Origin of the sequence: Cognatishimia sp. (assembly GCF_964229375.1) — a bacterium.
In the GTDB taxonomy this organism is placed as follows: Bacteria; Pseudomonadota; Alphaproteobacteria; order Rhodobacterales; family Rhodobacteraceae; genus Cognatishimia.
On sequence record NZ_CAXREH010000056.1, the window covers coordinates 20,097 to 30,716 of the forward strand.

At 59.3% G+C, this 10,620-nt stretch carries 14 protein-coding genes and 1 riboswitch; of the genes, 1 reads left to right on the forward strand and 13 read right to left on the reverse strand.

Annotated elements, in window-relative coordinates; translation table 11 throughout:
• Positions 1-9: 9 nt before the first annotated feature.
• Genes ACEQWH_RS04295 through thiD form a run of 11 tightly spaced genes read right to left on the reverse strand, consistent with a single transcriptional unit; the run spans position 10 to position 8,070 of the window.
• Positions 10-747, reverse strand: a complete 738-nt coding sequence (locus ACEQWH_RS04295; RefSeq protein ID WP_370228482.1) for an ABC transporter permease — start codon at positions 745-747, stop codon at positions 10-12.
• Complete coding sequence (locus ACEQWH_RS04300; RefSeq protein ID WP_370228483.1) at positions 744-1,397, reverse strand: TenA family protein; 654 nt, start codon at positions 1,395-1,397, stop codon at positions 744-746. Before ACEQWH_RS04300 ends, ACEQWH_RS04295 begins: the two co-directional genes overlap by 4 nt.
• A gap of 8 nt (positions 1,398-1,405) precedes the next feature.
• Complete coding sequence (locus ACEQWH_RS04305; RefSeq protein WP_370228484.1) at positions 1,406-2,137, reverse strand: ABC transporter ATP-binding protein; 732 nt, start codon at positions 2,135-2,137, stop codon at positions 1,406-1,408.
• Positions 2,134-2,802, reverse strand: coding sequence for a thiaminase II (tenA, locus tag ACEQWH_RS04310; protein ID WP_370228485.1), 669 nt, complete (start codon positions 2,800-2,802; stop codon positions 2,134-2,136). The genes ACEQWH_RS04305 and tenA overlap by 4 nt, the downstream gene beginning before the upstream one ends.
• Positions 2,799-3,734 carry an ABC transporter substrate-binding protein gene (locus ACEQWH_RS04315; RefSeq protein WP_370228486.1) on the reverse strand — a complete coding sequence of 312 codons (936 nt, stop codon included), beginning with the start codon at positions 3,732-3,734 and terminating at the stop codon, positions 2,799-2,801. The genes tenA and ACEQWH_RS04315 overlap by 4 nt, the downstream gene beginning before the upstream one ends.
• Before the next feature lie 15 nt (positions 3,735-3,749).
• On the reverse strand, positions 3,750-4,742 hold the full coding sequence (locus tag ACEQWH_RS04320) for a ThiF family adenylyltransferase (protein WP_370228487.1): 993 nt from the start codon (positions 4,740-4,742) through the stop codon (positions 3,750-3,752).
• Positions 4,739-5,335 (reverse strand): thiamine phosphate synthase, encoded by a 597-nt coding sequence (locus ACEQWH_RS04325; protein WP_370228488.1) that lies wholly within the window; start codon positions 5,333-5,335, stop codon positions 4,739-4,741. The genes ACEQWH_RS04320 and ACEQWH_RS04325 overlap by 4 nt, the downstream gene beginning before the upstream one ends.
• Positions 5,335-6,105, reverse strand: coding sequence for a thiazole synthase (locus ACEQWH_RS04330; protein ID WP_370228489.1), 771 nt, complete (start codon positions 6,103-6,105; stop codon positions 5,335-5,337). The genes ACEQWH_RS04325 and ACEQWH_RS04330 overlap by 1 nt, the downstream gene beginning before the upstream one ends.
• 2 nt (positions 6,106-6,107) lie before the next feature.
• Positions 6,108-6,305: a sulfur carrier protein ThiS gene (gene thiS, locus ACEQWH_RS04335; RefSeq protein WP_370228490.1), complete on the reverse strand. Its 198-nt coding sequence runs from the start codon at positions 6,303-6,305 to the stop codon at positions 6,108-6,110.
• Positions 6,302-7,276 carry an FAD-dependent oxidoreductase gene (locus ACEQWH_RS04340; protein ID WP_370228491.1) on the reverse strand — a complete coding sequence of 325 codons (975 nt, stop codon included), beginning with the start codon at positions 7,274-7,276 and terminating at the stop codon, positions 6,302-6,304. The genes thiS and ACEQWH_RS04340 overlap by 4 nt, the downstream gene beginning before the upstream one ends.
• A complete protein-coding gene (gene thiD / locus ACEQWH_RS04345) occupies positions 7,273-8,070 on the reverse strand; it encodes a bifunctional hydroxymethylpyrimidine kinase/phosphomethylpyrimidine kinase (RefSeq protein WP_370228495.1) in 798 nt (265 codons plus the stop codon). Before thiD ends, ACEQWH_RS04340 begins: the two co-directional genes overlap by 4 nt.
• 66 nt (positions 8,071-8,136) lie before the next feature.
• Positions 8,137-8,240, reverse strand: a riboswitch (TPP riboswitch).
• 108 nt (positions 8,241-8,348) lie between these two features.
• On the opposite strand from thiD, the gene ACEQWH_RS04350 reads away from it, so the two are divergent.
• Positions 8,349-9,047, forward strand: a complete 699-nt coding sequence (locus ACEQWH_RS04350; protein WP_370228492.1) for a DUF1045 domain-containing protein — start codon at positions 8,349-8,351, stop codon at positions 9,045-9,047.
• Between the two features lie 15 nt (positions 9,048-9,062).
• On the opposite strand, the gene ACEQWH_RS04355 is transcribed toward ACEQWH_RS04350, so the two are convergent.
• Together ACEQWH_RS04355 and ACEQWH_RS04360 are read right to left on the reverse strand one after the other, a co-directional pair.
• Positions 9,063-10,160, reverse strand: a complete 1,098-nt coding sequence (locus tag ACEQWH_RS04355) for a class I SAM-dependent RNA methyltransferase (protein ID WP_370228493.1) — start codon at positions 10,158-10,160, stop codon at positions 9,063-9,065.
• Positions 10,161-10,257: 97 nt separating this feature from the next.
• Positions 10,258-10,620 (reverse strand): helix-turn-helix domain-containing protein (locus ACEQWH_RS04360; protein WP_370228494.1); only part of this gene is annotated, 363 nt, incomplete at its 5' end.

Consider the following 10,620-nt stretch of genomic DNA (forward strand, 5'->3'; position numbering starts at 1 on the left):
GCCCCGGTCCTATGGGCTGCGATCCAGAAACCTGCGACAGAACTGATCGACCAAGGCGTGCAGGCACAGAGTCAAAATCGCCAGCACAATCAGGGATGCAAACATCAGATCGATCTTGGCCCGCCCGTTGGCCAACAGCATCAAATACCCCAGCCCCTTTGAGGCTCCGACCCATTCGCCAATGATCGCACCGATCGGCGCATAGACTGCAGCCAGACGCAGCCCCGATGCAAAGCCCGGCAAGGCCGAAGGAATGCGAATATGCCACATGATGCGCGCTGGCGTGGCCCGCATCACCCGCGCCAATCCCAACCAATCTGTATTGGTGCGCATCAAAGCATCAAAGAACGACGAGGTGACGGGAAAATAGATGATGATCAACGCCATCGCGACTTTGGACCACAGCCCATACCCCAGCCAGAGCGTCAAAATCGGTGCCAGCGCAAAGACGGGAACGGCCTGACTGAACACCAACATGGGCCGCACCAAGGCGCGTGCCATGGGCGATGCGGCCAACCCAATCGCTGACAGGCCGCCCAGAATGGCACCCAAGACCAGACCGACCAGAACTTCGCTTAAGGTCACCACAGCGTTTTCAGAAATCACCGCACGGCTATTCCACAGGGTTTCCGCCACCAGACCCGGGCTTGGCAAAATGAACTTCGGCAGATCACCCAACCAGACAACCGCTTGCCAAATGGCCAACCCCAGCAGGGTCGAACCTATGCCAGCCTGCCAGGGTTTCATGTGGCAACCTCAAACCCGGCCCAGGCCGCGTCAAAGAAATCGCGCTCACAGGCAACCGCGGCCGTAAACGTATCAACCACGTCTTGCTTCGCCGCGTCAGACAGCCCCTCCCAGCATTGATCCAACTGGCCGCGCAAATAAGACACGACACCCTCGAACCCGGGGCCACAATGCAATGTGATCCACTCGCCAAACCAAAAGGGCAGGCCCTCGGCGCGATCTTCAAAGGGCTGCGCCCAGTCCAGATAGACCCACTCCGCAACCACAAGAACCGAAAGCATGATTTCATAACGGCCAGAGGCGCGTGCCTTGCGCATCAGGTTCAGAAAAGCCGTGGTTTCCTGTGCGGCTGGCGCGTCGGTCTTGGCCTCTAGCGCTTCAAAGCTGCGCAGAAAATAGGTATTTTCCGGCCCTGTAATCACGCCAAGGAATTGCGCCGCTGGCACCGCGTCGGCCAACGAGGGCGCGTGCGCGATCGCCGAGGCCAGCAGGCGGACGAAATCCTCGATGAAGAGATAATCCTGCTGCAGATAGCCAATCATCTTGTCAGCATCCAGGCTGCCGTCCACCAGAGCATTGGTGAAGGCGTGAGTGGTCGCAGCAGACCAGTCCGCTTGGGTCTGGGATTGCAAAAATTCGGTTGCGCGCATGTCAGGTCTCATTTTTCGGGGTCGTCTTCACACAACAGGGCCAAAAGCTCGCCCTGTGCTCGCAGCACGTCGGGGTCTGTCCCCAATCGCGGTGCCTTTGATGTCGGAGGGGTAATCTCGCGCGAGCCGTGGTGCGTCATCAGCACAATTTTATGCCCCAAACGCGCGGCCTCGGCCGGGTCGTGAGTCACCAGCAACACTGTGCGACCGGCCAAAAGCTCGCAGGCCAGATCCTGCATCTGGGCGCGCGTCTTGGCGTCCAGTGCTGAAAACGGCTCATCCAACAGCACAATCGGGCGGTCTTCCATAAGGGTTCGTGCAAGGGCCACGCGCTGACGCTGTCCGCCCGACAATTCGGATGGAGTCTGCGCCGATTTGTCGGCCAAACCGACCCGCGCAAGAACGTCCTTGGCACGGGCAACGTCAGGGGTCTCTCCGCGCAGCCTTGCACCCAGCAAGACGTTTTCAAGCGCTGTCAGCCAGGGCATCAACAGATCGTCCTGCGCCATCAGCGCGACGTGACCGTCCAGCACACATCCATCCGCGCCAAGTGTGCCGTCAAACTGCACCTGATCGGCCAGCCCCGCAAACAGCTTGAGAATGGTCGATTTTCCGACCCCACTGGACCCAAGAAGACAGGTCCATTCCCCTGCCCGGATGTTCAGATCCAGTCCAGTAAACACAGGGGTCTGCTGAAACGAGGCTGAACCGGACAGATAAAGGGTCGGAGCCGTCGTCATGGATCCAGACCCATATCCCAAAAGCTGACCTCGAGCTTTGTCGCCATGGTGAAATGCTGGCACAAGCGCGCCCAGCGCGGGCTTTGTTCCGGCGCATTCCCCAAACGGCGCGCAACGGCGGCATCAATCAATGCGCCGACATCTTCGCAGACGCTTTGATATTCGGCGGTTCCATAGGTGGTGATCCAATCTGCATAATCCGGTGCATGATCCTTGATCAGACGGGCGCCAATTTCGCCATAGCCCATCACACAAGGCGCAAGCGCCGCCATCAGATCCAGAAAATCCCCCGAATGCCCTGCATCCAGCACATACCGCGTATACGCCAGATTTTCCGGGCGTTCTTCGGCCGCAAACAGAGTTTCTTCGGAAATGCCCGCTTCGGCGCATGTTTTGATGTGCAACGCGATCTCTTCATTGATCAACGCATTCACAGTGCCAGCACACAGGCGCATTTCCTCGGGTGTTTCCGCCTTGGTGATCGCCAGCGCCCAGGCCCGCGAGAAGTGGATCAAAAACACATAGTCCTGCACCAAGTAATGCAGAAAAGCCTCGCGCGGCAGCGAGCCGTCCTTTAGGCCCTGGACAAAGGCATGATCGGTGTAGGCGGGCCAATTCTGACCCGCCGCATCACGCCATTTCGGAAAAATGGATCCGTAGCTCATTCCGCCCCCAGATCGATCGCCAGATCAGCAACCGGGCGCGTGCCGTCAACCAGACCTGCATCCGCAAGGAACTGCTCAAACCGTGTATAGCGGCCTTCATCCAGCGCCTCTGGACGCAGAGCAAAGCGTGGCAGTGTATCAACCCATGCCATCTCGTTCAGGCGGTCCTGCAGCTCTGGCGACGTGGACGCAAAGATCTCCCAGCTTTTCTCAGGATGGTTCACGATATACTGCGTCGCCAGCTCGGTTGCGCGCAGGAAGCGACGGACCTTGTCGACATCCATGGTTTCAGGATTTGCCACATAGATCAGCTCGTCATAGGTCGGCACGCCTTCTTCTTCGATGAAGAAACACTTGCCCGGAACTTCTTCGATTTCCATCTGGTTCAGTTCAAAGTTGCGATAAGCACCGATGACGGCATCCACCTGACCTGACATCAGGGACGGAGACAGCGACCAGTTCACATTAACCAGCTCAACTTCGTCAACGCTGACGTCGTATTTGCCCAGAACTGCGTGCAACAGCGCCTCTTCAACACCTGCAACAGAGAAGCCGATCTTGCCGCCTTTGAGGTCAGCCGGGGTTTTGATTGGGCCATCTTCCAGAACCAGAAGGCAGTTCAACGGGGTCGCAACCAGGGTGCCGACGCGCTTGAGTGGCAGGCCTTCAGAGACCTGAAGGTGCAGGGACGGCTGATAAGAAATCGCCAGATCTGCTTTGCCCGCAGCAACCAGTTTTGGTGGATCGGCAGGATCGGCGGGTGCAATCACTTCAACGTCCAGACCCTGATCCGCGAAATACCCCAGCTCTTGCGCCACAAGGATCGGGCCGTGATCGGGGTTTACAAACCAATCAAGCAAAAGCGTCATCTTGTCTTCTGCGAACGCAGGCGTTGCGGTCAGAAAGGCCGCCGCCATCAAAAGTCTTTTCATAGTCTCTTCTCCTGTTTAACTGTCCGCACCGCTGCCCAAAGCAATCAGTGCAACATGTGTGTGTCCGTGTTTCGCGAGGGCATCTGCCGCGCGCCATGCCCGCTGACCAGAGCGGCAGGCCAATACGATCCGGTGGCCATCCGCCGCCTTTGGCGCGCCGTTTTCGGCCAGGTGCTGCGCCGTGCTGCGCTCCATCGCGTGAATGTCTGGACCGGGTTCGCCCTCGGCCCGCAGATCAATGACATAGTCAATCGGGCTGATGTCTTGGTTGCCAATGAAGCGGTGACCCAATGTCGGCTCGGGTGCCGTATCAAACCGGAACTGGCTGAACCGCATGGCCTGCGCGTCATAGCGGACCAGCTGCCCAAGCGGGCTGGGCGCAGCCTTTGTCAGAACCGCAACCGCCATCTGTGCTTGCAAGCTGCCAATCACGCCCACCGCTGGCCCCAAGACGCCGTCTGTGTCGCAACTGCCAAGCGTTTCAGGCAGATCGGGAAACAGCGCACGCAAGGACGGCGCATTGGCGCAGAACCCACCGCAATAGCCTTCGAGCCCAACGACAGATGCGCTGATCAGCGGCAGGCCCGCCTCAAGACAATGATCGCTGGCGGCATAGCTGGCGGCGAAACTGTCTGCGCAATCCAGCACCAGATCCACGTCGCCACACATCTTTTGCGCCAATGCAGGGTCAAAAGCCGCTTTGACGGGTTCTATTTCAACGTCCGTATTCAGCGTCCCCATATGCGCGGCCGCCGCCGTCACCTTGGGCGCGCCGATATCATCTTCGCGAAACAGGGTTTGGCGGTGCAGATTGGTCAGATCGATGCGATCAGGGTCAACCAGCCGGATAAATCCCACACCTGCCCCCACAAGATACTGCAACACAGGTGCCGCGAGACCGCCGGCCCCAATCACCAGAACGCGCGCGTTGCGCAGGGCCTCGGTTCCTCGGGTGCCAAACGCGGGCACTGCGGATTGGCGGGCGTATCGGTTTGGTTCAGACCTCATGGGCAGACCTCGAGCCAGGCTTTGATGCGTGCTTCCGGGTCTGGGTTAAGCGTGATGTCCGTGACGGCCGAAACAATATCCGCGCCAGCCTCAAACGCACCGGGTGCGCGTTCAACAGACATGCCACCGATCGCAACCAAAGGAACATCCCCGACAAGAGCCTTCCATTCGGTCACTTTCCCCAATCCCTGCTGATGCCATTTCATCTTTTTCAGGATCGTCGGATAGACAGGGCCTAGGGCCACATAGTCAGGCGCCTGCGCCAAAGCGCGGTCAAGCTCTGGACCGTCGTGTGTGGACAGCCCCAGCTTCAGGCCCGCCGCCTTGATCGCCGCAACATCGGCGTCATCAAGATCCTCTTGCCCAAGGTGCACCCAGTCACAATTGAGTTCGATCGCCAACTGCCAATAGTCATTGATGACCAGGGCACAGTCCTGTGCCTTGCATATGTCCTTGGCCTTCAGGATCTGGTCGCGGATCACGGCCTCTGGCTGATCTTTGATCCGCAATTGAACCAGCTTGATCCCAAGAGGCACCAAGCGCTCGATCCAGGCGACGTTGTCAAAAATTGGATAAAAGGACGGCAGTGTCATCACAGGAACGCCTTTCCAAGCACCGGCGTGGATGGGGCTGCCATATCACGTGGCTCCATCGGGTCGGCCTGCGCTGCCAGTGCACCCGCTTCGACCGCAAGCGCAAAGCCTTCGGCCATGGCGGCAGGATCCCCTGCTTTGGCGACAGCCGTGTTCAGCAAGACTGCATCATAGCCCATCTCAATGGCTTGCGCGGCTTGGCTTGGCACGCCAAGGCCTGCGTCCACAACCAGCGGCACATCTGGGTAATGCGCCCGCAAAGACCGCAAACCATAGACGTTGTTCAGGCCCAATCCGGTTCCAATCGGCGCGCCCCAAGGCATCAGAACCTCGCAACCTGCATCCAACAGGCGGTCGCACAACACCAGATCTTCGGTGCAATAGGGAAACACCTGAAACCCGTCTTCGGTCAGAATACGCGCCGCCTCGACAAGACCGAAGGGGTCAGGCTGAAGCGTATCGGCGTGCCCGATGACCTCAAGCTTGATCCACTTGGTGTCAAACAGCTCGCGCGCCATATGCGCCGTGGTCACCGCTTCGCGGACGGAATGGCACCCAGCCGTGTTGGGCAACAGCGCGACGTTCAGCTCTTTGATCAGATCCCAGAACGCCTGCCCTGCCTGATCTTCCCCCGCCTCACGCCGCACGGAGACCGTGGCGATCCCAGCGCGCGAGCGGCGAAACGCGTCCGCCAGGATTGCGGGTGAGGGATATTGCGCCGTGCCCAGCATCATGCGCGAGGCAATCTCTGTTCCGTAAAAGACTGGCATCCTTAACCTCCTTGCCGCGGTGCGACGATTTCAACGCGGTCGCCTTCCACAAGCCGGTGTCCGCCGCGCAATGTGGCTGGCACGAAATCCTCGTTCACTGCGGTGGCAACTTTCGCCTCGCCAAGCCCAAGCGCGTCCAAGGCTTCGGCCAGTGTGTCTGCGACCACCTCACGGGGCTCGCCGTTCACTATGATCTTCATGCCGTGTCCTTCCAAAGTTCCGGCGTGTTGCCGTCCAAAACATAATCGGCCAACATTTTGGCCATGGCCGGAGCCAGTAAATACCCGTGCCGAAACAGCCCGTTCACATAAAGCGTACCGTTCAAAGACGTGATCCTGGGCAGGTTGTCGGGAAACGCTGGGCGGGCATCGACGCCAATTTCCAGCAGTTCCGCTTCGCCAAAGGCCGGGTGCAGAGCATAGGCCGTGTTCAAAAGCTCCATCACAGAGCGCACCGTGGCCCGAGTGCGTTCGCCGCTTTCCAGCTGGGTGGCCCCCAGCATGAAAACGCCGTCACCGCGCGGGACAATATAGAGCGGGAACCTCGGGTGCAGCAGTCGGATCGGGCGATCAAACGACACATCTGGTGCCCGCAGGACAACCATTTCCCCTTTCACGCCACGCAGGTCCGTCAGGCTGTCGCGGGCGCCAAGCCCTCGGCAATCAATCACCTGCCCTTCGGTGGCTCCGGTCGAAATCTCTATGCCCTGCTCGCTTAATAAGGTCACCAAGTCCGCCAGGGCTGCGCGCGGGTTCAGATGCGCTTCGGCGTCCATGAACAGCGCACGGCCAAACCGCTCGCCCAGATCAGGCTCAAGCTCGGCAAGCGCATCTCGGTCCAACAAACGGTGGTTTTCCGTCCGCCGCGCAAAGCGATCCAGCTCTTGCCGATCGCGCCCCAAGGCCAGAACCAGCGAGCCTTTGTAAGTGACCTCAACGCCTTGCGCCTGCCACCACGCGGCGGCCTCGCGACCCAATCGCACAACGGGTTCCTCGGCGACTTCGCCCTCGCAATCCGGCGCGAGCATGCCGCCTGCCCACCAGCTGCAGCCATGCGCGCCCGGTGCCCCATTTGGGTCCAACACACGCACCCGTGCCCCGCGCCGGGCAAGCTCGGTTGCCACGCAAAGCCCGGCCACCCCGGCGCCTTTTATGGTGAAGTCAGCGCTCATGCCCAAAGCGCGTGAAAGTGGTGAACAGGGCCATGGCCCTTGCCCACGTCAATGTCATCTGCGGCCCGGATCGCCTGATGCAACCAGCCATGCGCTGTTTGAACAGCCGCGGGCAAATCTGCGCCCTTGGCCAGTTCTGCGGCGATGGCCGATGACATGGAACAGCCGGTGCCATGCGTGTTGCGCGTCTGGATACGGGGTGCTTCAAACGCCTGTTCCGCATCCTGTGTGACCAGCCAGTCCTTACAGATCGCGCCCTCGGCATGTCCGCCTTTCATCACGACGGCCTTGGCCCCAAGATCCAAAATCCGGTGTCCTTGTGCGCGCGTCTCTACATCATCGCTGGGCACAGCTTCTGACAGAATGCGCGCGGCTTCTGGCAGGTTTGGCGTGATGACAGTTGCGCGGGGCACCAAAATCGACACCAGTGCATCCACCGCATCATCTGGCAGCAAAGCGACCCCGGATTTCGACAGCATCACCGGATCAAGCACAACCGGTCCATCAAAGCCTTCGAGCGCGCGCGCAACTGTTTCGATCAACGCGGGCGAGCCAAGCATGCCGATCTTGATGGCATGAATGTCGATATCATCCAGCACCGCTGCGATTTGGGCTGCAATGATCTCGTTGGGCAGGATCTCCACGGCGGTCACATCCACGGTGTTCTGCGCCGTGATGGCGGTGATCGCAGAGGTTCCAAAAACTCCGAGAGCGGAAAAGGTCTTGAGATCAGCCTGAATACCGGCGCCACCGCCGCTGTCAGATCCCGCAATTGTCATCGCTGCGCGCACCATCGCACATCCTCCATTCGTCTTGAGGTCTGCTGGCGCGTAGGGGGAAACGGGGGGCGGGCTGGCCGCGATCAACATGTTTCCGTTTCCTACGCCGGTACTGACCCCGGATCAGGTTCGATGGGTTAGTCAATGACCTCTCAGCCTTTCTCAAGGCACCCCAACGGATGGGCATGGGCTAGCAAGGCCGACATAAAATTGCAAGCACATGCTTTGACGCACCGTCATGCCTATGTCATGCAAATCAGACAAAAGACCGCGATAAAAACGACGAGGCCCCCATGACATTCAAACGCTATGCGATCTATTACAGCCCGCCGCAGGGCGCCTTGGCAACTTTCGGATCCGCATGGCTTGGCTGGGATCTGGACAGCGGGAAAGCTGTGGCACATCCCGAGCTCGCTGGTTTGGACACTCCGGTCGCTCAAATCACCGAAACACCGCGCAAATACGGGTTTCATGCAACGCTCAAACCTCCGTTTCGACTGGCGAAAGACCACAGTTTTGAAGGACTTATGGAAGCGTGCGAAAAGATTTGCGCAACCTTGAAACCCGTCACGCTGGACGGCTTGCGCCTTTCGCAAATCGGACGGTTCTTGGCGCTGACACCGGTTGGGGACGAAACAGAGCTGGCCGCACTTGCAGCCTCTGTCGTGCGGGCATTTGATCCTTTCCGCGGGCCTCAGACCGACTCAGAATTGGCCCGACGCCGCGCCGCAAACCTATCGCCTGCTCAGGAAGAAAACCTCCTGCGCTGGGGCTATCCCTATGTCATGGACGCGTTTCATTTTCACATGACGCTTACGGGAAAAATGCCGAAATCTGAGATCGCGCACCTTAGGGAAATCCTGACCGCCGCCGTCGCGCCGCATCTGCCGACCCCGTTTGAGATTCGCGAGTTGACGCTGGCTGGCGAGGCCGAAGACGGGCAGTTTCACACGATCAAGCGGTTTGCTTTGAGTGGTGAGTCGCGTGCCTGACGCTCCAGATCGCGCCTAAAGTTGTGACTGAAACAGGCGCACCTTAAGGCCACCATGCGGGATCGGCGCGCCGTTGGTCAGCTTTGGCAAACCGGTTGCGCGCGCAAGGCTGGTGTCTGAGGTGACGATCCCCACACGCCAGCCCTGAAACTGCTCTTTCAGCCGCTGGCCCATGGCCCCATACAGACCAAACAACAGCTTTTTATTGCCGATCCGTCCACCATAAGGCGGGTTGATCATGATCAGCCCCGGTGCACAGTCCGGCCGGATAGCGTCGCTGATGGCCGCCTGAGAAAAAGACGTTATCGCCTGAACACCGGCGCGCTTAGCGTTGGCTTGGGCCATCTGAACAGCGCCTGCATTTCGATCCGACCCGAAAAAGCGCAGAGGTGTTTCGGATTGCGCAGACTTGCGCAGGTCTGCGCAGTTGTCGGCCTCATATGTCGCGAGCTGCTCAAAAGCAAATCCGCGCGCCCGGCCGGGGGCAAGACCTGCGGCCCATTCTGCGGCCTCAATTGGGAATGTGCCTGATCCGCACATGGGGTCGAGCAGGTTTTCAGATCCGTCAAAGCCACACGCGCGCATGAACAAAGCCGCCAGAGTTTCGCGGATTGGCGCTTTGCCCACTGCCTCTTTGTGGCCCCGCTTGTGCAGGCTTTCGCCCGAGCTGTCCAAGCTGATGGTGACCAGATCGTCCTCGATCCGAACTTTCAAAACCACCGCGTCTTCGCCGCCAATCGGTGCGCCAAGCGTTTCCGAAATCGCGCGTTCGATACGTTGTTTGGCAGCACCCGCATGATAGATTTTGGACCGACGACTGGTCACTTCGGCTTTCACGGGCACATCTGGGCGCAGGAAATGCCCCCACTCAAACTTGCGCGCGCGCTTGTCCAGCTGGGCAAGGTGGAACGCGCGAAAAGACCCCAAACGCACCAGGATCCGCGTAGCCCCGCGTAACACGATATTGGCGCGCCACACGTCCTGCCAGCCACCCTGAAACTCGACACCGCCCGCAACAACTGACGCCTGAGACCATCCCTGCGAGACGATTTCGGCGTGCAGGATATCTTCCAGTCCCGGAGGGCAAACGGCAAAAAGTACAGAGTCACTCATGCGGCGTGCCTAAGCGGTCATCGAGAGGAAAGCTAGTGCAACTGCACGCTTTTGTGCTGCAACCGACGCAAAGCGCGCAGGTGCAGACGCGCGAAACCTAGGTCAATTTGGATTTCTGCTGGCTGGGCGCATGACCAAAGGCCGTGCGATACGCCCGCGAGAAATGGCCCGAGTTGTCAAAGCCACATGCCAACGCCACATCGGTGATTGACTGATCCGTCTGCACCAAAAGATTGCGCGCTTTGTCCAGTCGCAGCTCCATGTAGTATTTCTTGGGTGACGTATTCAGAAACTTGCCAAACAACCGCTCCAGTTGGCGGGTTGAAATCCCCAACTCTTCGGCAATGATCGTTGGCGATACAGGCTCTTCGAGCCCCTCTTTCATGATGGCGATCGCTTTGGCGAGATGGGCGTTGCGAATGCCATTGCGCGATTGCAACGAAACTTTCTGTTCCGCTGT